The organism is Mycobacterium scrofulaceum (assembly GCF_001667885.1).
Classification (GTDB): Bacteria; Actinomycetota; Actinomycetes; order Mycobacteriales; family Mycobacteriaceae; genus Mycobacterium; species Mycobacterium scrofulaceum_C.
The window spans coordinates 1-24,155 of sequence record NZ_LZJW01000051.1; the positions used below are offsets into that span (position 1 = coordinate 1).

At 68.7% G+C, this 24,155-nt stretch carries 19 protein-coding genes and 1 pseudogene; 11 read left to right on the forward strand and 9 right to left on the reverse strand.

The features are described from left to right. Together A5681_RS06745 and A5681_RS06750 are read right to left on the reverse strand one after the other, a co-directional pair. Window positions 1-337, reverse strand: a pseudogene (locus tag A5681_RS06745) (hypothetical protein); the annotation flags it as partial. Window positions 338-431: 94 nt separating this feature from the next. After that, window positions 432-764 carry a chorismate mutase gene (locus A5681_RS06750; RefSeq protein ID WP_082968224.1) on the reverse strand — a complete coding sequence of 111 codons (333 nt, stop codon included), beginning with the start codon at window positions 762-764 and terminating at the stop codon, window positions 432-434. 542 nt (window positions 765-1,306) lie between these two features. On the opposite strand from A5681_RS06750, the gene pcrA reads away from it, so the two are divergent. Further along, the gene (gene pcrA, locus A5681_RS06755) at window positions 1,307-3,640 is read left to right on the forward strand and encodes a DNA helicase PcrA (RefSeq protein ID WP_067271070.1); all 2,334 of its coding nucleotides are present in this window, start codon (window positions 1,307-1,309) and stop codon (window positions 3,638-3,640) included. Window positions 3,641-3,749: 109 nt separating this feature from the next. Here the strand turns inward: pcrA and A5681_RS06760 are convergent, their stop codons facing one another. Both A5681_RS06760 and A5681_RS06765 read right to left on the reverse strand, forming a co-directional pair. Continuing rightward, window positions 3,750-4,328: a hypothetical protein gene (locus A5681_RS06760; protein WP_067271084.1), complete on the reverse strand. Its 579-nt coding sequence runs from the start codon at window positions 4,326-4,328 to the stop codon at window positions 3,750-3,752. Window position 4,329: 1 nt separating this feature from the next. Next, the gene (locus A5681_RS06765; protein ID WP_067271163.1) at window positions 4,330-5,379 is read right to left on the reverse strand and encodes a M23 family metallopeptidase; all 1,050 of its coding nucleotides are present in this window, start codon (window positions 5,377-5,379) and stop codon (window positions 4,330-4,332) included. A 323-nt stretch (window positions 5,380-5,702) separates the two neighbouring features. On the opposite strand from A5681_RS06765, the gene sucC reads away from it, so the two are divergent. The 3 genes from sucC to A5681_RS06780 all read left to right on the forward strand — a co-directional run bounded on the left by sucC (window position 5,703) and on the right by A5681_RS06780 (window position 9,382). Continuing rightward, on the forward strand, window positions 5,703-6,866 hold the full coding sequence (gene sucC, locus A5681_RS06770; protein ID WP_067271087.1) for an ADP-forming succinate--CoA ligase subunit beta: 1,164 nt from the start codon (window positions 5,703-5,705) through the stop codon (window positions 6,864-6,866). Between the two features lie 12 nt (window positions 6,867-6,878). Further along, a complete protein-coding gene (gene sucD, locus A5681_RS06775) occupies window positions 6,879-7,781 on the forward strand; it encodes a succinate--CoA ligase subunit alpha (RefSeq protein WP_067271090.1) in 903 nt (300 codons plus the stop codon). An 80-nt stretch (window positions 7,782-7,861) separates the two neighbouring features. Then, a complete protein-coding gene (locus A5681_RS06780; RefSeq protein ID WP_067271093.1) occupies window positions 7,862-9,382 on the forward strand; it encodes an acetyl-CoA acetyltransferase in 1,521 nt (506 codons plus the stop codon). Window positions 9,383-9,471: 89 nt separating this feature from the next. On the opposite strand, the gene A5681_RS06785 is transcribed toward A5681_RS06780, so the two are convergent. Next, on the reverse strand, window positions 9,472-10,320 hold the full coding sequence (locus A5681_RS06785; RefSeq protein ID WP_067271096.1) for an LLM class F420-dependent oxidoreductase: 849 nt from the start codon (window positions 10,318-10,320) through the stop codon (window positions 9,472-9,474). Window positions 10,321-10,584: 264 nt separating this feature from the next. Here A5681_RS06785 and A5681_RS06790 point away from each other — a divergent pair, with 264 nt between their 5' ends. From A5681_RS06790 to A5681_RS06820, 7 genes are all read left to right on the forward strand, one after another. Then, complete coding sequence (locus A5681_RS06790) at window positions 10,585-11,475, forward strand: DUF5336 domain-containing protein (RefSeq protein WP_067271098.1); 891 nt, start codon at window positions 10,585-10,587, stop codon at window positions 11,473-11,475. A gap of 39 nt (window positions 11,476-11,514) precedes the next feature. Next, a complete protein-coding gene (locus A5681_RS06795) occupies window positions 11,515-12,897 on the forward strand; it encodes a DUF6350 family protein (protein WP_067271101.1) in 1,383 nt (460 codons plus the stop codon). Between the two features lie 21 nt (window positions 12,898-12,918). Continuing rightward, window positions 12,919-13,566 carry a phosphoribosylglycinamide formyltransferase gene (purN, locus tag A5681_RS06800; protein ID WP_067271105.1) on the forward strand — a complete coding sequence of 216 codons (648 nt, stop codon included), beginning with the start codon at window positions 12,919-12,921 and terminating at the stop codon, window positions 13,564-13,566. Then, a complete protein-coding gene (gene purH, locus A5681_RS06805) occupies window positions 13,563-15,146 on the forward strand; it encodes a bifunctional phosphoribosylaminoimidazolecarboxamide formyltransferase/IMP cyclohydrolase (RefSeq protein WP_067271108.1) in 1,584 nt (527 codons plus the stop codon). Before purN ends, purH begins: the two co-directional genes overlap by 4 nt. Window positions 15,147-15,187: 41 nt before the next feature. Then, on the forward strand, window positions 15,188-16,573 hold the full coding sequence (locus tag A5681_RS06810; protein ID WP_067271111.1) for an ATP-binding protein: 1,386 nt from the start codon (window positions 15,188-15,190) through the stop codon (window positions 16,571-16,573). Further along, complete coding sequence (locus tag A5681_RS06815; protein ID WP_067271114.1) at window positions 16,566-18,599, forward strand: vWA domain-containing protein; 2,034 nt, start codon at window positions 16,566-16,568, stop codon at window positions 18,597-18,599. The genes A5681_RS06810 and A5681_RS06815 overlap by 8 nt, the downstream gene beginning before the upstream one ends. Before the next feature lie 65 nt (window positions 18,600-18,664). Continuing rightward, window positions 18,665-19,513: an aldo/keto reductase gene (locus A5681_RS06820; protein ID WP_067271118.1), complete on the forward strand. Its 849-nt coding sequence runs from the start codon at window positions 18,665-18,667 to the stop codon at window positions 19,511-19,513. A 2-nt stretch (window positions 19,514-19,515) separates the two neighbouring features. Here the strand turns inward: A5681_RS06820 and A5681_RS06825 are convergent, their stop codons facing one another. The 4 genes from A5681_RS06825 to A5681_RS06840 form a co-directional block, all read right to left on the reverse strand. Next, complete coding sequence (locus A5681_RS06825; RefSeq protein WP_067271121.1) at window positions 19,516-20,118, reverse strand: DUF1707 SHOCT-like domain-containing protein; 603 nt, start codon at window positions 20,116-20,118, stop codon at window positions 19,516-19,518. Window positions 20,119-20,225: 107 nt separating this feature from the next. Then, a complete protein-coding gene (locus A5681_RS06830) occupies window positions 20,226-21,005 on the reverse strand; it encodes an enoyl-CoA hydratase family protein (RefSeq protein ID WP_067271124.1) in 780 nt (259 codons plus the stop codon). Then, the gene (locus A5681_RS06835) at window positions 21,005-22,171 is read right to left on the reverse strand and encodes an acyl-CoA dehydrogenase family protein (protein WP_067271128.1); all 1,167 of its coding nucleotides are present in this window, start codon (window positions 22,169-22,171) and stop codon (window positions 21,005-21,007) included. Before A5681_RS06835 ends, A5681_RS06830 begins: the two co-directional genes overlap by 1 nt. After that, window positions 22,168-24,150 (reverse strand): acetyl/propionyl/methylcrotonyl-CoA carboxylase subunit alpha, encoded by a 1,983-nt coding sequence (locus A5681_RS06840; protein WP_067271131.1) that lies wholly within the window; start codon window positions 24,148-24,150, stop codon window positions 22,168-22,170. The genes A5681_RS06835 and A5681_RS06840 overlap by 4 nt, the downstream gene beginning before the upstream one ends. Window positions 24,151-24,155: the final 5 nt, after the last annotated feature.

Below are 24,155 nucleotides of genomic sequence, written 5' to 3' on the forward strand. Positions count from 1 at the left end.
GCACACCGCGCTGCGACTGCCCCGCGACGCCGAGCTGATCGTCGACGGCCACAACGTCGTCGAGGACGTGCACGCCGGCAAACATCTGGTCGCGACGCTCTTCGAGGTTAGCCGTGCGCGCCAGATCGATGAGCAGCCGCAGCGTTTCTCGGGTGATGCGGTGTTTGCTGTAGTCGATGTAGAGGTCGCCGACCGAGACGGTGAGTTCGCGGCCGCGGTCGGGATCCTCGTCGAAGAACTGGCGCAGATGCGTCGCGCTGATTTGTTCGTGATGCCTGCGCAGGGCTTCCCACGCTGGGGTTGCGGTGATGTCGGGGAGGCTTTGCACGGAGGTCATACTTCGACCCTAATCGGATGCGCGGCGACCCAGCCAGGCCAAGCGCGGCGAAGGCCGGGCGGTGCGGGCCGTCACCATCGGGCGACTGGCGACCTCAGTGGCCGAGCCGGCCCCTGCCCAACCGCAGCAGCAGGATCGCGAGGTCCTTGCCGTCGGGACCGAGCTCGCTGTAGCGCTCGATGACCTTCATCTCGCGGCTGTGCACGAGCCGGGTGCCGCCGGATGCCATCCGGACCTTGCCGATCGCCTGAGACACCTCGGTGCGCCGCTTCACCGCGGCCAGGATCTCGGCGTCCAACCGGTCGATCTCGTGGCGCAGGTCGTCAATGCTCATCTCTTCGGCGTCGGCCGTCTGTGGGGGTTCCACCGTCTCAACCTTCATCTCTGCTAACTCCGCATTCTCGGGATGTGGGGGTTGTGGTCTCATCCGGTTTCGGGCCTCACAAAGAGACGAGCCCCGGTCTTGAGGAAGCGGACCACGGGGCTCTGACCAAAGCAGCTAGACCACGGGGACCGCGAACCGGTACCCGTAGAAAAATCGGCGGCAGTTCGGGGTGGTGGACTGCCGACGGCACTGCGCGTTGAGCACTAAACGAGTGTGCCACTTAAATCCGCTTCGGCGCAAAAACGTCGGCGTGAACTGGCCATCACGCCTCGGGTCGCCGCGCGGGCCTCGATTGAGCCGGCGCCGGGCCATGGTTGCTCACCGGTGTGGATTGGATTAACGGCGGGGGTAATTGAGCGCCAATGGGTTTTCCGAGGCATTGATTTGACGCAAATTCCGGCCCGGTAATCGACCGCTTTTAGACGTGGGTGGAATTATTCTTCACTCCGAATGGAGTCGCGTATTGGATTGCGAAACACCCTTTTTCTCGGCGTGGATTTGGCCGGCTCGCGGCGGCCGGGGCACTAGCCTGGTCTGACGCCTGGACGCGTTGCGTCGGTGGGCGGCGGTAAGTTTGGACCAACATGAGTGTGTATGTATCCGATGCCAATCTGGCCTCCGAGGCAGATCAACTGCTCGAAGGCCTCAACCCGCAACAGCGCCAGGCGGTGGTGCACGAGGGCTCGCCGCTGCTGATCGTCGCGGGGGCCGGCTCGGGCAAGACCGCGGTCTTGACGCGGCGCATCGCCTACCTGATCGCGGCCCGCGGTGTCGGGGTGGGTCAGATCCTGGCCATCACGTTCACCAACAAGGCCGCCGCCGAGATGCGCGAACGCGTGGTGCGGCTGGTCGGCAACCGGGCTCGCGCCATGTGGGTGTCCACCTTCCACTCGACCTGTGTGCGCATCCTGCGCAACCAGGCGTCGTTGATCGAAGGCCTCAACTCCAACTTCTCGATTTACGACGCCGACGACTCCCGCCGCCTGCTGCAGATGATCGGGCGCGACATGGGGCTCGACATCAAGCGCTACTCGCCGCGGCTGCTGGCCAACGCCATTTCCAACCTGAAGAACGAGCTGATCGACCCGGCCGAGGCGGTGGCCAAGCTGACGGATGACTCCGACGACCTGGTTCGCACCGTGGCCTCCGTATACGGCGAATACCAGCGGCGGCTGCGGGCGGCCAATGCCCTGGACTTCGACGACCTGATCGGTGAGACCGTCGCGGTGCTGCGGGCCTTCCCGCAGATCGCCCAGCATTACCGCCGCCGGTTCCGTCATGTCCTGGTCGACGAGTACCAGGACACCAACCACGCCCAGTACGTGCTGGTGCGCGAACTTGTCGGTCACGACGTCACCGATTCGGCCGATGACGTGCCCCCGGCGGAATTGTGCGTGGTGGGTGACGCCGACCAGTCGATCTACGCCTTCCGCGGCGCCACCATCCGCAACATCGAGGACTTCGAGCGCGACTACCCGGACGCGACGACCATTCTGCTGGAACAGAATTACCGCTCGACGCAAAACATCCTGTCGGCGGCCAACTCGGTGATCGCCCGCAACTCCGGGCGCCGCGAGAAGCGGCTGTGGACCGACGCCGGTGCGGGTGAGCTGATCGTGGGCTACGTCGCGGACAATGAGCACGACGAGGCCAGGTTCGTGGCCGAGGAAATCGATGCGCTCGCCGATCGTGGCGAAATCACCTACAACGACGTCGCAGTGTTCTATCGGACCAACAACTCCTCGAGGTCGTTCGAAGAGGTGTTCATCCGCGCCGGCATTCCCTACAAAGTCGTTGGGGGAGTGCGCTTTTACGAGCGCAAGGAGATCCGCGACATCGTCGCCTATCTGCGGGTGCTGGACAACCCGGGCGACGCGGTCAGCATGCGCCGCATCCTCAACACCCCGCGCCGGGGCATCGGTGATCGCGCCGAGGCCTGCGTGGCGGTCTACGCCGAGAACACCGGCGCGAGCTTCAACGACGCGTTGGTGGCCGCCGCCGAAGGCAAAGTGCCGATGCTCAATTCGCGCGCGGAGAAGGCGATCGCGGGCTTTGTCGAACTGCTCGACGAGCTCAGGGGCCGCCTCGACGAGGATCTCGGCGATCTGGTCGAGTCGGTCCTGGAACGCACCGGCTACCGCCGCGAGCTGGAGTCCTCCACCGATCCGCAGGACCTGGCCCGGCTGGACAACCTCAACGAACTCGTCAGCGTGGCACACGAATTCAGCACCGACCGGGCCAACGCCGCCGCGCTGGACGATTCGCTGCAGGCCCCGGACGACGAGGACGTCCCGGACACCGGTGTGCTGGCGGAGTTTCTGGAGCGGGTCTCCCTGGTCTCCGACAGCGACGAAATCCCCGACGACGGCGCCGGCATGGTCACCCTGATGACGTTGCACACCGCCAAGGGGTTGGAGTTCCCGGTGGTGTTCGTCACCGGCTGGGAGGACGGCATGTTCCCGCACATGCGGGCGCTCGATGACCCGATGGAGCTGTCCGAGGAGCGGCGGCTGGCCTACGTCGGTATCACCCGCGCCCGTCAGCGCCTGTATCTGAGCAGGGCCATCGTCCGATCGTCCTGGGGGCAGCCGATGCTGAACCCGGAATCGCGCTTCCTGCGCGAGGTTCCGCAGGAACTGATCGAGTGGCGGCGCACCGCGCCGGCGCCGTCGTTCAGCGCGCCGGTGAGCGGCGCCGGCCGGTTTGGTACGCCGCGCGCGGCCCCAACCCGCTCGGGCGCGGCCAAGCGGCCGCTGCTGGTGCTCGAGCCCGGTGACCGGGTGACCCACGACAAGTACGGGCTCGGGCGCGTCGAGGAAGTGTCCGGCGTCGGCGAATCGGCCATGTCGCTCATCGACTTCGGCAGTGCGGGGCGGGTCAAGCTCATGCACAACCACGCGCCGATCAGCAAGCTCTAGCCGCGGCTACGGGGTGGTCTGCCGACCATGAGGCGGTCGGCGGATTTGATATCGCGGGTGATATCAGATTCCGGAGTCGCCTATCGCTTCTCGCCGGGCCGGTGGCGGGTCAGGCCTCCAGCCAGCGTTTGGTGCGCGGGTGCATGGCCAGCACCACGCTGGCGATCGGCAGCAGCGGCAGCAGATGCACGATCCACGCCACGCGGGCGCCGGCGATGAACACACCCAGGTAGGTCAGGACCGCGACGACCGCGCCGACCACGATGAGGTAGCGGCCGAACGGCCGGTGCTGCAGCAGCATGATCACGCCCGAGACCGTGGTCACGGCGAACACCAGGGCCAGGAACGCGACCGCGATGCAGAAGAGCCGGTCGGACCGCCACCAGCCGGTGACCAGGTCGGTCGCCACCACCGAGGTGGCCCACCCGCTGACGATGCTGACGGCGCAGGCTGCGACGGCCGTCCGGTCGCTCGGCCCGTCGGCCGGCGCACCTGGAGTTCCTCGCACCGCCGCCCGAGACGGGCCCGGGTAAGACGGCGGCGGTGCGGGAATGTGGGTGGTCGGGGTTTCCGGCGCTATCGGCACAGGACCGGTGGGCGCCCGGCGGATGATCCGGGTCTTGGAGTCCGACGGCGACGCGGATTCGGGCGATTGCGGACCGGGGGGTGGTTGGTTAGGCGCGGTCACCTCAACCAGCGTAGTTACCCACCATAAGACCCCGCTTAGCGAGCCACGGGACGGGATCGATTCGTTCGGTGCCCCCCTGGAGCACCTCGAAGTGCAGGTGAGGGCCGGTGGAGTTACCCCGGTTACCCATGGTGGCGATCTGGTCACCGGCCATCACGCGCTGGCCGACGCTGACCAGCGTGGTGTTGATGTGGCCGTAGAGGGTGACCGTGCCGTCGGCATGGCGCAGCTTCACCAGCATGCCGTAGCCGGCGGCGGGGCCCGAGTCGATGACGACGCCGTCGGACACCGCGTAGATCGGTGTCCCGATCGAGTTCGCCAGGTCGATGCCGGCGTGCAGCACCCCCCAGCGGTAACCGAAGTTGGAGGTGAAGATGCCCTTCGTCGGCATCACGTAGAGCGGCTGCTGCAACCGCGCCTCACGCTGGGCACGGTCGTTGGCGAACGCGACGCCCTTGGCGAGCTCTTGGTTGTGCACCGCGGCGGTCGCCGCCGGCTGGAGCGCGACCACCTGGGCGCCGCGGATGGTGTTGTTGGCCGAGCCGCCGGTGAGCGCCGACGCGTTCGCGGTCAGCACGGCCTCGGTCTTGGGCGTATCGGCGTGGCTGGTCGCGGTGTGCGCCGCAGCGGCGGCCGCGCCGGCGGCCATCGCCGAGATCAGCAGGCGACCCCGCGCGGCGCTCGTGGGCTCCTTGCGATGCGCTCCGCCGTGCCGGGCGACGGCGACGACATCGGTGGTGTGCACGCGACGGGGGCGCGGCTCAGCGGCGGGTTGGATGACCACCCGCGGCAGCACCTCGGTAACGGGCGCGGCCAGCCACAGCGGCGTCGGGTCGTCGGCCTCGTTCAGGTCGTCGAGCTCGGGGGCCAGCAACACCTGCGCTTCGTTGTCGAAGGTGGAGTCGTTGCTGTAGTCGAGGTCGCCAAGATCGCTGACCTCGTCGCGCCAATCCAGGTCGTCGAAATCGAAGCCGTCGAGCGGGAGGATTTCGGTGACTTCGTTGCGATGAGGCTCGGTACCCCGGCCGCCCGCAGCGCGACCAACCCTCACCACACCTGCTGTTTCAGCAGTAGAAGGAGCCAAACGGTGCTGGGACAAGCTGAAATGTCCTCGTATCGTGACCATAACGTTATCTGGACCCTGAGACGGTATCCGCTAACTCGCGGAACTGGCAACCTCGTCGCGCAATCCCGGCGAAATTGTGATTTGGGTCACGGACCGGGTATGCCGCTAGGCCGTGAGCTGTGCCACATCGCCGGACGCGCCGGAAAGTGGCGGTTGGCCAGTGGATACAGTTCGTCCGTGCGAGTTGCCGATCGCGGCACCGCCCACCAAGAGGCCTAGCAGTTGAGTCGAGCGAAGACAGAGAGTCCATGGACCTTTTCGAGTATCAAGCCAAAGAATTGTTCGTCAAGCACAACGTACCGACCACGCCGGGGCGGGTGACCGACACCGCCGAGGGCGCAAAGGAAATCGCGACCGAGGTCGGCGCTCCCGTGATGGTCAAGGCGCAGGTGAAGGTCGGCGGACGCGGCAAGGCGGGCGGCGTCAAGTACGCGGCCACCCCCGACGACGCCTACGAGCACGCCAAGAACATCCTCGGCCTCGACATCAAGGGTCACGTCGTCAAGAAGCTGCTGGTCGCGGAGGCCAGTGACATCGCCGAGGAGTACTACATCTCCTTCCTGCTGGACCGCGCCAACCGCACCTACCTGGCCATGTGCTCGGTCGAGGGCGGTATGGAAATCGAGGAGGTCGCCGCCACCAAGCCCGAGCGGCTGGCCAAGGTGCCGGTGAACGCCGTCAAGGGTGTCGACCTGGCGACCGCGCGTTCCATCGCCGAGAAGGGCCACCTGCCTGCCGAGGTGCTCGACGCCGCCGCGAACACCATCTCCAAGCTGTGGGAGCTCTTCGTCGCCGAGGACGCCACCCTGGTCGAGGTCAACCCGTTGGTGCGCACCCCCGACGACCAGATCCTGGCGCTGGACGGCAAGGTCACCCTGGACGCCAACGCCGACTTCCGCCAGCCCGGCCACGCCGAGTTCGAGGACCGCGACGCCACCGACCCGCTCGAGCTCAAGGCCAAGGAGCACGACCTCAACTACGTCAAGCTGGACGGCGCGGTCGGCATCATCGGCAACGGCGCGGGCCTGGTCATGTCCACCCTCGACGTCGTCGCCTACGCCGGCGAGAAGCACGGCGGGGTCAAGCCGGCCAACTTCCTCGACATCGGCGGTGGCGCCTCTGCCGAGGTGATGGCCGCCGGCCTCGACGTCATCCTCAACGACAAGCAGGTCAAGAGCGTGTTCGTGAACGTGTTCGGCGGCATCACCTCGTGCGACGCCGTCGCCAACGGCATCGTGACCGCGCTCAACATGCTCGGTGACGAGGCCAACAAGCCGCTCGTCGTGCGACTGGACGGCAACAACGTCGACGAAGGCCGGCGCATCCTGGCCCAGGCCAACCACCCGCTGGTGATCCAGGCCGACACGATGGACGCCGGAGCCGACAAAGCCGCCGAGCTGGCGAACAAGTAAGGGAGCCAAGACATGTCGATCTTCCTGAACAAGGATTCCAAGGTCATCGTCCAGGGCATCACCGGCGGCGAGGGCACCAAGCACACCGCGCTCATGCTGAAGGCGGGCACCCAGGTGGTGGGCGGGGTGAACGCCCGCAAGGCGGGCACCACCGTCTCGCACGTCGACCCGGTCGGCAAGGACGTCGAGCTGCCCGTGTTCGCCACTGTCGCGGAGGCGATGAAGGAGACCGGTGCCGACGTGTCCGTCGTCTTCGTCCCGCCGAAGTTCGCCAAGGACGCGATCATCGAGGCCATCGACGCCGAGATCCCGCTGCTCGTGGTCATCACCGAGGGAATTCCGGTGCAGGACACCGCTTATGCGTGGGCCTACAACGTCGACAAGGGGCAGAAGACCCGCATCATCGGGCCGAACTGTCCGGGCATCATCACGCCGGGCGAGGCGCTGGCGGGCATCACCCCGGCCAACATCACCGGCCCGGGGCCGGTCGGCCTGGTGTCCAAGTCGGGCACCCTGACCTACCAAATGATGTACGAGCTGCGCGATTTCGGGTTCACCACGTCGATCGGCATCGGCGGTGACCCGGTGATCGGGACGACGCACATCGATGCCATCGAGGCGTTCGAGAAGGACCCCGACACCAAGATCATCGTGATGATCGGCGAGATCGGCGGCGACGCCGAGGAGCGCGCGGCCGACTACATCAAGGCCAACGTCTCCAAGCCGGTCGTCGGCTACGTCGCGGGATTCACCGCGCCGGAAGGCAAGACGATGGGCCACGCCGGTGCCATCGTGTCCGGCTCGTCGGGCACCGCGGCCGCCAAGAAGGAAGCCCTGGAGGCGGCCGGCGTCAAGGTGGGCAAGACGCCGTCGGAGACGGCGGCCCTGGCGCGGGAGATCCTGCAGAGCCTGTAGCGGGGCGATGCGGGTCGCCACCATCCGCCCGTGGCACCCCGATTAGGCGCTGAGCCGGACCTGCGGTAGATAGTGGGTCTATGAATCTCGACCCGAACACCCCCGTCGTCGTCGGCGTGGGGCAGGCCGCCGAGCGCATCGACGACCCGACCTACCGCGGGATGTCGCCCGTGGAGCTGGCGGCCGCGGCGGCCCGGGCCGCCCTCGACGACTGCGGCGCCGAGGAGGCCGCCGCGGCCATCGACACCGTGGCCGGTGTCCGGCAGTTCGAGATCTCCGGCATCATCAACGCTCCGCTGGGCCGGTCCAACAACTACCCGCGGTCGGTGGCCAACCGCATCGGCGCCTCACCCGCGCGCGCGATCCTGGAGATCGTCGGCGGCCAGGGCCCCCAGCACCTGATCAGCGAGCTGGCCGGGGAGATCGCCGCGGGCCGCTCCCAGGTCGCGATGGTGTTCGGTTCGGATGCGACGTCGACCCTGCGCTACTTCGCGAAAGCCGAAGCGAAACCCGACTTCACCGAGACGGTCGACGGGGATCTGGAGGACCGCGGGCAGGGCATCGAAAAGCTGGTCTCGCGCTACACCGTCATTCACGGGCTGACCAGCGCGCCGATCCAGTACGCGCTGCTGGAGAATGCGCGACGGGCCGGCACCGGGCTCGGGCCGGCGGAGTATCGCCGGCGGATGGGTGAGCTCTTCGCGCCCTTCACCAAAATCGCTGCCAGCAATCCGTTCGCCGCCGCGCCGGTGGAGCGCACGGTCGACGAGCTGATCACCGTGACGGACAGCAACCGGATGATCGCGGAGCCGTACCCGCGGCTGATGGTCGCCCGCGACCAGGTGAACCAGGGCGCGGCCGCGCTACTGATGTCGGTTGACGCGGCCCGCCGGCTCGGGGTGTCCGAAGAGAACTGGGTGTACCTGCACGGCCACGCCGACATCGAGGAGCAGTCGCTGCTGCAGCGCCCCGGTCTCGGACACGCGCCGTCGCACCTGCTGGCCGTGCGGGAGGCGCTGGCGATGGCCGGCATCGGCATCGACGACGTCGCCGCGTTCGATCTCTACAGCTGCTTTCCGGTGCCCGTGTTCAACATCTGCGATGGCATGGGGATCGCGCCCGACGATCCGCGCGGCCTGACCCTGACCGGCGGGCTGCCGTTCTTCGGCGGGGCGGGCAACAACTATTCGATGCACGCCGTCGCCGAGACCGTCGCGCAAATGCGAAAGATGCCAGGCGAATTCGGCCTCGTCGGCGCCAACGGCGGGATCCTGAGCAAGTACTCCGTCGGCATCTATTCCACCAGCCCGGTGGAATGGCAGCCCGACCGCAGCGCGCAGGCGCAGAAGCAGGTCGCCGACTGGCCGACCGAGACGGTGACCGAACAGGCCGACGGTGTCGGCACCGTCGAGACTTACACGGTGCGCCGTGACGACGGGCGCCCGACCGGGATCATCATCGGCCGGCTGGACGACGGCAGCCGGTTCCTGTCCACCACCGAAGACGACGAATTGATCGCGCTGCTGATCGACGGCGACCCGCTGGGGCACCGGGTGCGGGTGCGCTCCTTCGACTACGGCAACCGCTGCACGCTGGTCTGAATTCGCGCCGACCGCTTCACGACACTTAAACCACGCACACGACACGCCGCGGGCGGTCGCCGTGGCTTAAGTCTCGCGGATCGCGAAGCCTAAACCAGGGCGGCCAGCTTGCCCGCCAGCCGCTCGACGTAGGCGGCGACCTCGTCCTCGGACTTGTCCGGCAGGCCGAACAGCACCTCGGTCACCCCCAGCTCGGCCCACTTGGCCAGCTTCTCGGGGATCGGCTTGAAGTCCAGCGCCACGATCTGCGGGGCGCCGTCGCGGCCGGCGGCCGCCCAGGTGTCCTGCAACAACTTGACCGGCTCGTCGATCTGGAAGTCGCGCGGGGTGGTTATCCAGCCGTCGGCGCTGCGGGCGATCCATTTGAAGTTCTTCTCGGTTCCGGCGGCGCCCACCAGCACCGGGACGTGCGGCTGGACCGGCTTGGGCCACGCCCAGCTGGGCCCGAACTTGACGAACTCGCCGTCGTAGGCGGCTTCCTCTTTGGTCCACAGCTCGCGCATGGCTTCGATGTATTCGCGCAGCATCGTGCGGCGCCGCGCCGGCGGCACGCCGTGGTCGGCGAGCTCGTCGGTGTTCCAGCCGAACCCGACGCCGAGGCTGACCCGCCCGCCGGACAGATGGTCGAGGGTGGCAATGCTTTTCGCCAACGTGATCGGGTCGTGTTCGACGGGCAGCGCGACGGCCGTGGACAGCCGGACCCGCGACGTGACGGCGCACGCCGCGCCCAGACTTACCCATGGGTCTAGCGTCCGCATGTAGCGGTCGTCGGGCAGCGACGCGTCGCCGGTTGTCGGGTGCGCCGCCTCACGCTTGATCGGGATGTGCGTGTGTTCTGGCACGTAGAAAGTCGTGAAGCCATGTTCGTCGGCAAGCTTCGCGGCCGACGCCGGAGAGATGCCGCGGTCGCTGGTAAAAAGCACAAGCCCGTAATCCATGGGGAGAATTAGAACGTGTTCTACCTCCGCTGGGCAAGCTGCCCCCGTGCCGGCCCTCCCGGGCAGGGCCCGCGGCACGGATGACGGTCAAGCCGATGGCCACGGCACGGGCGTTCCGAAGTGCGCTAGCGTGGTTGGTCGATCGCGTCGCAACGCAACCGCCGGGCACGGCGTTTATGGAACGGCGCGCCCGCAAGCACAGCGTCGCGACGCAACCGTGGCGCCCGCAAAGGCACTTCACAGGCAAAGCAACAGGAGGAGCCAATGACCTACTCGCCCGGTAGCCCCGGATACCAACCCTCGCCGCAGGGTGGCTCCTACTCAGGCGCCACTCCGTCGTTCACCAAGGACGACGACGGCGCCACCAAGCTCCCGCTCTACCTGAACATCGCGGTGGTCGTGCTCGGCCTGGCGGTGTACCTGCTGAACTTCGGGCCGACGTTCACCATCGGCGCCGACCTCGGCCCGGGCGTCGGCGGCCGCGCCGGCGACGCGGGCACCGCGGTCATCGTTGCGGTCCTGGCCGCACTGCTCGCCGGCCTGAGCCTGGTGCCCAAGGCCAAGAACTACGCCGGCATCGTCGCGGTCATCGCGGTCCTGGGGGCGTTGCTGGCCATCACCGAGACCATCAACCTGCCCACCGGCGTCTCGATCGGCTGGGCGATGTGGCCGTTGGTGGCTTGCGCGGTGTTGCAGGCGATCGCCGCCGTCGTCATCGTCCTGCTGGAGGCGGGCGTGATCACGGCGCCGGCGCCGCGGCCGAAGTACGACCCCTACGCCCAGTACGGCCAGTACGGGCAGTACGGCCAGTACGGCCAGCAGCCCTACTACGGTCAGCCCGGCCAGCAGCAGTCCCCGCAGCACCCCGGATACGGGTCGCAGTACGGCGGTTACCCCAGCCAGGCCCCGACCCAAAGCGCCGTTCCGACCGGCGGTTTCGGTGCCCAGCCCGCGCCGCAATCGGGGCCGCAACAGGCCGCGCAGCAGGGGCCGTCCACGCCGCCGACCGGCTTCCCCAGCTTCAGCCCGCCGCCGGCGGCCGGTTCGGGTTCCGAGGGTTCGGCTCCCAATTACTCCAACCAGGGCGGGGCCCAGCAGTCCTACGGCCAGGAGCAGCAGCCGCCCTCGTCGCCGTCTGGTCCAGCGCCGGCCTAACCGTGCGCCCTCGCGCCTGAGTCGGGACGTGCGCCGAGAGTGAAAAGGGTGTCGGAAGGCGCGGACAACCGGCCTGTGGGCGCTCGCCAGGCGCGCGACCTTGTCTGGGTCGCGTTCGGCCCCGCGGTGGTGGCCTTGGTCATCATCGCCGCGGTCACGCTGCTGCAGTTGTTGATCGCCAACAGCGACATGACCGGCGCGCTGGGCGCGATCGCGAGCATGTGGCTCGGCGTGCACCAGGTGCCGATCTCGATCGGCGGCCGTGAGCTGGGCGTGCTGCCGCTGTTGCCGGTGCTGTTGATGATCTGGGCCACCGCCCGCAGCACGGCCCGCGCCATCTCGCCGTATTCCTCGTGGCTGGTCATCCGCTGGGTCGTCGCGTCGGCGCTCGGCGGGCCCCTGCTGATCGCCGCGATCGCCCTGGCGGTCATTCACGACGCGTCGTCGGTGATCACCGAGCTGCAAACCCCCAGCGCGCTGCGGGCGTTCGCCAGCGTGCTGGTGGTGCACGCCCTCGGCGCCGCGTTCGGTGTGTGGTCGCGGGCGGGACGACGGGCGTTGGCGGCGTCGCCCCTACCGTTGTGGCTGGGTGATGCGCTGCGGGCCGCGTCCGCCGGGGTGTTGGCGCTGTTCGGGCTCTCCGGCTTGGTCACCGCGGCCTCGCTGGTGGTGCATTGGGCGACGATGCAGGACCTGTACGGAATCACCGAGTCGATATTCGGCCAGTTCAGCCTCACGGTGTTGTCGATCTTGTACGCGCCCAACGTCATCGTCGGCACCTCGGCGATGGCGGTCGGGTCGAGCGCTCATCTCGGTTTCGCGACCTTCAGCTCGTTCACCGTCTTCGGCGGCGACATCCCGGCGCTGCCGATCCTGGCCGCGACACCCAGGCCCCCGCTCGGGCCGGTGTGGGTCGCCCTGCTCATCATCGGTGCGTCGTCCGGGGTGGCGGTCGGGCAACAATGCGCCCGACGCGCGTTGCCGCTGCTTCCGGCGATGGGCAAGCTCCTGGTCGCATCGGTCGCCGGCGCGCTGGCGATGTGCCTGCTCGCCTACGGCGGCAGCGGCCGGCTGGGCAACTTCGGCGATGTCGGCGTCGACCAGGGCGCCTTATTGATCGGGGTGTTCTTCTGGTTCTCGGTCGTGGGCGGCATCACGCTGGTGATGAGCGGCGGGATCCGGGCCCGGCCCCGGCGGCGCAAGCCCGCGCCGGCCGCGGCGGCCGAACCGGCGGACTTTGCCGAGGTTTTCGAAGACCCGCCAGCCGAGCCCGACGACGACGCGCCGGCCCACCCCGACGACGCCGAGGTGCACGACGCGCCGGTCAGCGACGACGACGCATCGATGAGCGACGACGACGACGGCGCGCCGCCGCCCGACGACGCGGGGTCGAGCGCGACCAACCGCGAGCCCGACGAGTAGCTGCCACTAGGCTCTCTGCTTGTGGCCGAACCGCTCCATGTGCCCCCGAGTGCGCCGGCACGGGTGGTGGTGCTGGCATCGGGCACCGGGTCGCTGCTGAGCTCCCTGCTCGACGCCGCCGTCGGCGAGTACCCGGCCCGCGTGGTCGCCGTCGGCGCCGACCGCGACTGCCTGGCCACCGAGATCGCCGCGCGGGCTGCGTTGCCGACGTTCACCGCCCGGCTCGGCGAGCACCCCGACCGCGCGGCCTGGGACGCGGCCATCACCGAAGCCACCGCCGCGCACTCGCCCGATCTGGTGGTGTCGGCGGGCTTCATGAAAATACTTGGACCACAGTTTCTTTCGCGGTTCTATGGACGCATCATCAACACCCATCCGGCGTTGTTGCCGGCGTTCCCGGGCGCGCACGGTGTGGCCGACGCGTTGGCCTACGGCGTGAAGGTCACAGGTTGTACGGTGCATCTGGTGGACGCCGGGACGGACACCGGGCCGATCCTGGCGCAGCAATCCGTGCCGGTGCTCGACGGCGACAGCGAAGAGACCCTGCATGAGCGCATCAAGGTCACCGAACGGAAGCTCCTGGTCGACGTGGTGGCCGAGATCGCGACCGGAGGCCTGACCCTGGTCGGAAGAACAGCGACGATCGGACGAAAGGCAACCACGCGATGAGCACCGACGACTGGCCGGAGACGGCGAAAAGACCGATCCGCCGCGCGTTGATCAGCGTCTACGACAAGACCGGCCTCGTCGACCTCGCCCGCGGACTCACGGACGCCGGCGTCGAAATCGTTTCGACCGGGTCGACGGCGAAGACCATTGCCGAGAAAGGCATCCCGGTCACCCGGGTGGAGGAACTCACCGGCTTTCCCGAGGTGCTCGACGGCCGGGTCAAGACCCTGCACCCGCGGGTGCACGCCGGCCTGCTCGCGGACCTCCGCAAACCAGAGCACGCCGCGGCGCTCGAGGAACTCGGCGTCGCCGCCTTCGAACTCGTCGTCGTCAACCTGTATCCGTTCAGCGAGACCGTCGACTCCGGCGCCAGCATCGACGAGTGCGTCGAGCAGATCGACATCGGCGGGCCGTCGATGGTGCGCGCGGCCGCGAAAAACCATCCCAGCGTGGCGGTGGTCGTCGACCCGCGCGGCTATGACGGCGTGCTCGCCGCGGTGCGGCACGGCGGCTTCACCCTGGCCGAGCGGAAAAAGCTGGCGGCGCTGGCGTTTCAGCACACCGCGGAGTACGACATCGCCGTGGCGGGCTGGATGGAGTCGACGCTGGCGCCCGAGCACCCGCCGACCGCGTTCCCCAAGTGGTTGGGGCGCAGCTGGACCCGATCGGCGATGCTGCGCTACGGCGAGAACCCGCACCAGCAGGCGGCGCTCTACAGCGACCCCGGCGCCTGGCCGGGACTGGCACAGGCGGAGCAGCTGCACGGAAAAGAGATGTCCTACAACAACTTCACCGACGCGGACGCGGCGTGGCGGGCCGCCTTCGACCACGAACAGATCTGCGTGGCGATCATCAAGCACGCCAACCCCTGTGGGATCGCGATCTCGGCGGAGTCGGTGGCCGATGCGCATCGCAAGGCCCACGAATGCGATCCGCTGAGCGCCTTCGGCGGGGTCATCGCGGCCAACACCGAAGTCAGCCTCGAGATGGCCGAGTATGTGAGCACCATCTTCACCGAGGTCATCGTCGCGCCGGCCTACGCGCCGGAGGCGTTGGAAGCCCTGACGCGGAAGAAGAACATCCGGGTGCTGGTGGCCTCCGAGCCGCTGACGGGCGGCACGGAACTGCGGCCGATCAGCGGCGGGCTGCTGGTCCAGCAACGTGACGAGCTCGACGCGCACGGCGACAACCCCGCCAACTGGACCCTCGCTACCGGGTCGCCGGCCGATCCGGCCACGCTGACCGACCTGGTCTTCGCCTGGCGGGCGTGCCGCGCGGTCAAGTCCAACGCCATCGTGATCGCCGGCGGCGGCGCCACCATCGGCGTCGGCATGGGTCAGGTCAACCGCGTCGACGCCGCTCGGCTGGCCGTCGAAAGAGGCGGCGACCGGGTGCGCGGCGCGGTCGCGGCCTCCGACGCGTTCTTCCCCTTCCCCGACGGACTCGAGACGCTGACCGCCGCGGGGGTCAAGGCGATCGTGCACCCCGGCGGCTCGGTCCGCGACGACGAGGTGACGGCGGCGGCAGCCAACGCCGGCGTCACGCTGTACCTCACCGGCGCCCGCCACTTCGCCCACTGAACGCTCAGCGCGTGGGTCATTCACGCAACGCGTAGCGTGGAGTGGTGCCATCACCCAGCAATCTGCCCCGCACCGTTGGTGAGCTGCGTGCCGCCGGTCACCGCGAACGGGGAGTCAAACAGGAAATTCGGGAAAACCTGCTGACCGCGTTGGCCGAGGGAGACGAGGTCTGGCCGGGCATCCTGGGTTTCGACGACACCGTCCTGCCCCAGCTGGAGCGGGCGCTCATCGCCGGACACGACTTCGTCCTGCTCGGCGAACGCGGTCAGGGCAAGACGCGGCTGCTGCGCGCCCTGGTCGGCCTGCTCGATGAGTGGACGCCGGTGATCGCCGGCGCCGAATTGGGCGAGCATCCCTACTCACCGATCACGCCGGAGTCGATCCGCAAGGCCGCCACCCTGGGCGGCGACCTGCCGATCGAGTGGCGGCACCGCAGCGAGCGCTACACGGAGAAGCTGGCAACCCCCGACACCAGCGTCGCCGACCTGGTCGGTGACATCGACCCGATCAAGGTCGCCGAGGGCCGCAGCCTGGGAGACCCCGAGACCATCGCCTACGGCCTGATCCCGCGCGCACACCGCGGCATCGTCGCGGTCAACGAGCTGCCCGACCTCGCCGAGCGCATCCAGGTGTCGATGCTCAACGTCATGGAGGAGCGCGACATTCAGGTTCGCGGGTACACCTTGCGCCTGCCGCTGGACGTGTTGGTGGTCGCCAGCGCCAACCCCGAGGACTACACCAACCGCGGCCGCATCATCACCCCGCTCAAGGACCGGTTCGGCGCGGAGATCCGCACGCACTACCCGCTGGAGCTCGACGCCGAGGTCGGCGTCATCGTCCAGGAGGCGCACCTGTCCGCGCAGGTTCCCGACTACCTGATGCAGGTGATCGCCCGGTTCGCCCGCTATTTGCGGGAATCCAACTCGGTCGACCAACGCTCCGGGGTGTCGGCGCGGTTCGCGATCGCCGCGGCCGAGACCGTCGCCGCCGCCGCCCGGCACCGCGGCGCGGTGCTGGGGGAGACCGATCCGGTGGCGCGCGTGGTCGACCTCGGCACGGTGATCGACGTGCTGCGCGGCAAGCTGGAATTCGAGTCCGGTGAGGAGGGCCGCGAGCAGGCGGTGCTCGAGCACCTGCTGCGCCGGGCGACGGCCGACACCGCGTCGCGGGTGCTCGGCGGCATCGACGTCGGGTCCTTGGTCTCCGCCGTCGAGGGCGGTTCGGCGGTCACGACCGGCGAGCGGGTGTCGGCCAAGGACGTGCTGGCCGCGGTTCCCACGTTGCCGGTGGTGGACAAGATCGCCGCGAAGGTCAACGCCCAGTCCGAGGGTGAGCGCGCCGCGGCGCTGGAACTCGCCCTGGAGGCGTTGTATCTGGCCAAGCGAATCGACAAGGTGTCCGGAGAGGGCCAAACCGTCTATGGCTAGGTTCGATGGTGACGACCCGCAGCGCCCGGCTTCGCCGCGCTTGCGATCGTCACACGGGCATTCGTCGCGCTACTCGGCGTACACCGGCGGGCCGGACCCGCTGGCCCCGCCGGTGGATCTGCGCGAGGCTCTCGAGCAGATCGGCCAGGACGTGATGGCGGGCACGTCGCCGCGCCGCGCGCTGTCCGAGTTGCTGCGCCGCGGCACCAAGAACACGCCCGGCGCCGACCGGCTGGCCGCCGAGGCGAACCGGCGCCGGCGGGAGTTGTTGCGCCGCAACAACTTGGACGGCACCCTGCAGCAGATCAAGAAGCTGCTCGACGAGGCGGTGCTGGCCGAGCGCAAGGCGCTGGCGCGCGCGCTCGACGACGACGCCCGCTTCGGCGAACTGCAGCTCGACGCCCTGCCGTCGTCTCCGGCCAAGGCCGTTCAGGAGCTCTCCGATTACAACTGGCGCAGCAACGAGGCGCGCCAAAAGTACGACCAGATCAAGGATTTGCTCGGCCGGGAAATGCTGGATCAGCGTTTCGCCGGCATGAAGGAGGCCCTCGAGGGCGCCACCGACGAGGATCGTCAGCGGGTCAACGACATGTTGAACGACCTCAACGACCTGCTGGACAAGCACGCCCGCGGTGAGGACACCCAGCAGGATTTCCAGGACTTCATGGACAAACACGGCGAGTTCTTCCCGGAGAATCCCCGCAATGTCGACGAGCTGCTGGACTCACTGGCCAAGCGTGCCGCGGCCGCGCAACGCTTCCGCAACAGCCTGAGCCCGGACCAGCGCGCCGAGCTGGATGCCTTGGCGCAGCAGGCATTCGGGTCCCCGTCGCTGATGCAGGCCCTGAACCGGCTTGACGCGCACCTGCAGGCCGCCCGGCCGGGGGAGGACTGGACGGGGTCGGAGCAATTCTCCGGCGACAACCCCTTTGGGATGGGCGAGGGCACCCAGGCGATTTCGGACATCGCCGAGCTCGAGCAGCTGGCCGAGCAGTTGTCGCAGAGCTACCCCGGCGCCACCATGGACGACGTCGACCTCGACGCGCTGGCACGGCAACTCGGCGACCAGGCCGCCGTCGACGCCCGCACGCTCGCCGAACTGGAACGCGCACTGGTCAATCAGGGCTTTTTGGACCGGGGTTCCGACGGGCAGTGGCGGCTCTCACCGAAGGCCATGCGCAGGCTGGGCGAGACGGCGTTGCGGGATGTGGCGCAACAACTTTCGGGCCGCCGCGGGGAGCGGGACCACCGGCGCGCGGGCGCGGCGGGCGAACTGACCGGCGCCACCCGACCCTGGCAATTTGGCGACACCGAGCCGTGGAACATCTCGCGCACGCTGACCAACGCGGTGCTGCGGCAAGCGGGAACGGCCACCCTGGACGGCACCGCCGGATCGCTGAACATCACCGTCGACGACGTCGAGGTCTCCGAGACCGAGACGCGCACCCAGGCCGCAGTGGCGTTGCTGGTCGACACCTCGTTCTCGATGGTGATGGAGAATCGCTGGCTGCCGATGAAGCAGACGGCGCTGGCGCTGAACCACCTGGTGTGCACCCGATTTCGTTCGGACGCCCTGCAGATCATCGCCTTCGGCCGCTACGCCCGCACGGTGACCGCCGCCGAGCTGACCGGTCTCGAGGGCGTCTACGAGCAGGGCACCAACCTGCATCACGCGCTGGCGCTGGCCGGTCGGCACCTGCGCCGGCACCCCAACGCGCAGCCCGTCGTGCTGGTGGTGACCGACGGTGAGCCCACCGCGCATTTGGAGGACTTCGACGGCGACGGCACGACCGTGTTCTTCGATTACCCGCCGCACCCGCGGACCATCGCCCACACGGTGCGCGGTTTCGACGACATGGCCCGCCTCGGCGCGCAGATCACCATCTTCCGATTGGGCAGCGACCCGGGCCTGGCCCGCTTCATCGACCAAGTCGCCCGGCGCGTCGAGGGGCGCGTCGTGGTGCCCGATCTCGACGGCCTGGGCGCGGCGGTGGTGGGTGACTACCTCCGGTCTCGCCGCCGCTAGCCCGCCGCCGATCAAGGGATAGGTGCCCGCCCCAGCGGGTACAGGGACCCAGAAGGAGGAGATGCATGAGCAAGGTTCCAACGATCGAACTCAACGACGGTGTGCGCATTCCGCAGCTCGGTTTCGGCGTGTTCCAGATCAAGCCCGACGAGACCGCGGCGGCGGTCAAGACCGCGCTGGAGATCGGCTACCGGCACATCGACACCGCCGAAATGTACGGCAACGAAAAGCAAGTCGCACAAGGCATTCGCGACGCCGGGCTGGACCGCGGCGACGTGTTCGTCACCAGCAAGCTCAACAACGGCTTCCACAAACCCGACGACGCGCGCCGCGCCTTCGACCAGACGCTGAAGGCCTTGGACTCCGACTACGTCGACCTGTTTCTCATTCACTGGCCGCTGCCCACGCTCTACGACGGTGACTTCGTGTCGACCTGGAAGGTCTTCGAAGAGTTCGCCCGGGACGGGCGCGCCCGCAGCATCGGCGTGTCGAATTTCCAAGTCGCACACCTGGAGCGGCTCGCCAACGAAACCGACACCGTCCCGTCGGTCAACCAGATCGAGCTGCATCCGTACTTTCAGAACACCGAGGTTAGGTCGTACGGGCGCGAGCACGGCATCGCCACCGAGGCGTGGGCACCGATCGCGCAGGGCAAGGTGCTCGACGATCCGGTGATCAACCGCATCGCCGAGGCGCGCGGCAAATCGGCGGCGCAGGTGGTGCTGCGCTGGCACATTCAGCGCGGCGACATCGTCTTCCCCAAGTCGGTGACCCCGGAACGGGTCAAGGAGAACTTCGAGCTGTTCGACTTCGAGCTGGACGACTCGGACATGGACGCGATCTCAGCCCTGGACAAGGGTGAAGCGGGCAGGAACGGGCCCAACCCCGACGAGTTCGACTACGTGCCCGGCTGACGCTAGCCGCGCGGCCGGCGCGCCTTGCGGATGATGCCGACGGCGCCCCACAGCGAGAAGCCGCGAATCTTCACCTTCGGTGCGCCGGGCGTGCCCTGGCCCAGGACGCTGCGGTCGAAGTTGCCCATCACGCCGCGGCCGTGAATCTCGACGTTGACTTCGGGTGGCAGCAAAATCTTGGTGGCCCCCATGATCGACATCGCATGGATGTCGACCTCGGTCGAGGTGAAGTCCGCGTAGCGCAGATCCACCACGCCGTTGCCCCATAGGGCGAAGGTGGTGAGCTTCTTGGGCACGTTCCACCGGCCGCGCCGCTCGAAGCCGCTCAACAGCGCCAGCAGCAGCGTGGAGGGCGCCGGGTTCGGCTTGGCGCCGCGCCGCGGGTTGATCTGTGAGCCCGGCAAATCGGCCCGCAGCTGATCCAGTTCCTCGTACGTGGTCGCCGCGTACGCCCTGGTCAGGCGGTCTTCGTAGTCCTTCATCTGCAGCCGGCCCTGCTCGGCGGCGTAGGCCAGCAACTGCGCGAGCTGGATGCGATCAGTGTCGGCCGCGCGCGACGATTCGTCGCGCGTGTCCTTCGCATCGCGTTGCGCAGAGTTGCTCATTACCCACGAGCCTACGACGTCCGGGTCTTGCCGCAAGAGGATTGGTCAAACTGCAACCTTGCGCCCCGCCGGCGGGCGAGCGCGGGTGACCATTGTTTGACACCTGGCTAACTTGCCCAGCTCGGGGCGCGCTTTTGCAAAAACGCCAGCATGCCTTCGCGCGCCTCGTCGGATACGAAGAGGCGGGCCGATTCTTCGGCGAGGCGTTCGGCGTCGCGGTCGAATCCCTCCAGCACCGCCGCCGTCGTCAGCGCCTTCGAGGCGGCCAGCCCCTGGGGCGAACCGCGGCCCACGTCGGCGAGCAACCCCGCCACCGCCGCGTCGACGTCGTCGGCCGCCATCGTGACGAGCCCGACGGCCGCCGCCTCATCGGCGCCGAAGGTCTCGCCGGTCAGGTAGTAGCGCGCCGCGGCGCGCGGCGCGAGCTTCGGCAGCAGCGTGAGCGAGATGATCGCCGGGGCGACGCCGATGCGGGCCTCGGTCAGCGCGAAGGTGCTGCGCGGACCGGCGACGGCGATGTCGCACGCGCCGACGAGTCCGAACCCGCCCGCGCGGACATGCCCGTTGATCGCGGCGATCACCGGCAAGGGTGAGGAGACGATGGCCCGCAACACCGCCGTCAATTCGCGGGCGCGGGCGACTGCCATGTCGAAGGGGTCGCCACCGCTGGCCTCACTGAGATCCGCGCCGGCGCAGAAGGTGTTGCCGGCATGCCCGAGCACCACCGCGCGCACGGCGGTGTCCGCCGCGGCGTCGCGCAAGCCCTGATGCAGCTGCTCGACGAGCGCGGTCGAGAGCGCGTTGCGGTTGTGGGGCGAATTCAGCGTCAGCCGCGCGAACCGCCCGGCGGTATCGGCCGGACCGGCGTACTCGACCAGCGTCTCCATCAGTACGACCGGGGCAGACCCAGCGACGTCTGCGCCACGAAGTTGAGCACCATCTCCCGGCTGACGGGGGCGATCCGCCCGAGCCTGGCCGAGGCCAGCATGGCGGCCACGCCGTACTCCTTGGTCAGCCCGTTGCCGCCCATCGACTGCACGGCCTGGTCGACCGAGCGGGTAGCTGCTTCGGCCGCAGCGTATTTCGCCATGTTGGCGGCCTCGGCCGCGCCCGCGTCGTCGCCGCTGTCATACAGCGTGGCGGCCTTCTGCATCATCAGCTTGGCCAGCTGCACCTCGATGTGGCACTGCGCCAACGGATGCGACAACCCCTGGTGCGCGCCGATCGGCGTGCCCCACACCTGACGGGTCTTCACGTAGTCGGCGGCCCTCTCCAGGGCGAACCGTCCCATTCCGACCGAGCTGGCGGCGCCCATGATCCGCTCGGGGTTCAGCCCCGCGAACAGCTGCGCGATCGCGGCGTCTTCCGAACCCACCAGCGCGTCGGCCGGCAACCGGACATCGTCGAGGAAGACCTGGAACTGCCGCTCGGGGCTGATCAGCTCCATTTCGATTGGCGTGTAGGTGAATCCGGGAGCATCGGTGGGCACCACGAACAGCGCCGGGCGCAGCTTGCCGGTCTTCGCCTCCTCGGTGCGGCCCACCACGAGGACGGCCTGCGCCTGGTCGATGCCGGAGATGTACACCTTCTGGCCCTTGAGGATCCAGTCGCTGCCGTCACGCCGGGCGGTCGTGGTGATCTTGTGCGAGTTGGAGCCCGCGTCCGGCTCGGTGATCGCGAAGGCCATCGTCAGGGTGCCGTCGGCGATGCCGGGAATCCAGCGCTTCTTCTGCTCGTCGGTGCCGAACTTGCTGATGATGGTGCCGTTGATGGCCGGCGACACCACCATCAGCAGCAGCGCGCTGCCCGCCGCGGCCATTTCCTCCATCACCAGTGACAGCTCGTACATGCCCGCGCCGCCGCCGCCGTACTCCTCGGGCAGGTTCACCCCGAGGAAGCCGAGCTTGCCCGCCTCCGACCACAATTCGTCGGTGTGCTCCTGAGCGCGTGCCTTCCTCAGGTAGTACTCGCTGCCGTAGTTGGCGGCCCAGGCGGCCACCGACTTACGCAGGGCCTGCCGCTCCTCGCTCTCGATGAAGCTGGTGTCGGTCATGCGGGATCTCCTTCTGCTCGGGGCGCTTCCACTCTTGCCAGTACGGCGCCCACCTCGACTTGCTGACCGGTCTTGACGTTGAGTTCGACGAGCACGCCGTCGGCCGGCGCGGTGATGGTGTGTTCCATCTTCATGGCCTCGAGCCAGATCAACGCCTGCCCGGCGGCCACGGTGTCACCGACCGCGGCCCCGACCCGGATCACGTTGCCGGGCATGGGCGCTACCAGCGAACCTTGTTCGACGGCCGAGCCGGGTTCTGGGAAGCGGGGCAGCGCGACCAGATGGACGGGTCCGCGGGCCGAGTCGATGTAGACGTCGTCGCCGTATCGCGCGACCGTGAAGCCGCACGCCACCCCGGAGCCGTCGGCGAGCACCACCTCGTCCGGCGTGGCCGAGATCAGCCGGACCGCCTCGTCATCCGCCAACAGCAATCCCGTTCTGCCGAAACGGTATTCGACCCGGTGCTCGCCGCCGTCGGCGTCGCGGTAGCTCTTTGCCTGGTAGCCGGAGGCCAGGTTGCGCCACCCGCTGGGCAGCGATCCCAGGACGGGGGCGGATGCGCGGTTGTGCGCGGCGTCGGCGAGCGCGGCAGCGATCGCCGACATCCGGACGGTGGCGCCGTCGGCCAGGGGGGCCGAAAGCTCCTGCAGGCCGTGCGTGTCGAAGAACGCGGTGTCGGTGGCACCGGCGAGAAACGCGGGGTGGCGCAGCACGTTGACGAGCAGCTCGCGGTTGGTGCGCAAGCCGTGCAGCCGGGTGCGGGCGAGCGCGTCGGCGAGCACCAGCGCCGCCTGCCTGCGCGTCGGCGCGTACGAGATGACCTTCGCCAGCATCGGGTCGTAGTGAATGGACACCGTGGACCCGGCGACGATGCCCGAATCCAGCCGGATGCCGGTCCGGCGCCCCAGCGTGCCGAACTGCGACAGCACCGTCGGCACCTCGACACGGTGCACGCGGCCGGCCTGCGGCTGCCAGCCCTGCGCGGGATCCTCCGCGTACAGGCGGGCCTCGATCGAATGTCCTTGCCCGGCAGGGGGTTCGGCGTCGAGGCGGTCGCCGTCGGCGACGGCGATCTGCAGTTCGACGAGGTCGAGCCCGGTGGTCTCCTCGGTCACCGGGTGCTCGACCTGCAGGCGGGTGTTCATCTCCAGGAAGTAGAAGTCACCGCCGTCGTCGGCGAGGAATTCGACGGTCCCGGCTCCCGTGTAGCCGATCGCCCCGGCGGCCAGTCGGGCTGCGTCGAACAGCTTGGCCCGCATGCCCGGGATGCGCTCGACCAGGGGGGAGGGGGCCTCCTCGATGATCTTCTGATGCCGGCGCTGAATGGAGCATTCCCGCTCCCCGACGGCCCACACCGTGCCGTGGGCGTCGGCCATGACCTGAACCTCGATGTGGTGCCCGGTGGGCAGATAGCGCTCGCAGAACACGGTCGGGTCGCCGAACGCGGACTGCGCCTCACGGCGGGCCGCTTCCACTTCGCCGGCGAGCGCTGACAATTCGCGCACCACCCGCATCCCCCGGCCACCGCCGCCGGCGGAGGCCTTCACCAGCACCGGAAGCTGCGCCTGGGTTACCGTCTCGGGGTCGAGCTCGTCGAGCACCGGAACCCCGGCGGCGGCCATCAGCTTCTTGGATTCGATTTTCGAACCCATCGCCCGCACCGCGTCCACCGGCGGCCCGATCCACGTCAGGCCGGCGCCCTGCACCGCCGCCGCGAAATCGGCGTTCTCCGAGAGGAACCCGTAGCCGGGATGGACCGCGTCGGCGCCGGCGGCGTGGGCGGCCGCGATGATCGCCTCGGCGCTGAGGTAGTCGTTGGTGTTGGGCAGCCGCACCCGGGCGTCGGCCTCCGCGACGTGCGGCGCGTCGGCGTCCGGATCGGTGTAGACGGCGACGGTGCCCAGGCCCAGCCGCCGGCACGTGGCGAAGACCCGTCGGGCGATTTCGCCCCGGTTGGCGACCAGCACACGAGTAACCATGGGGC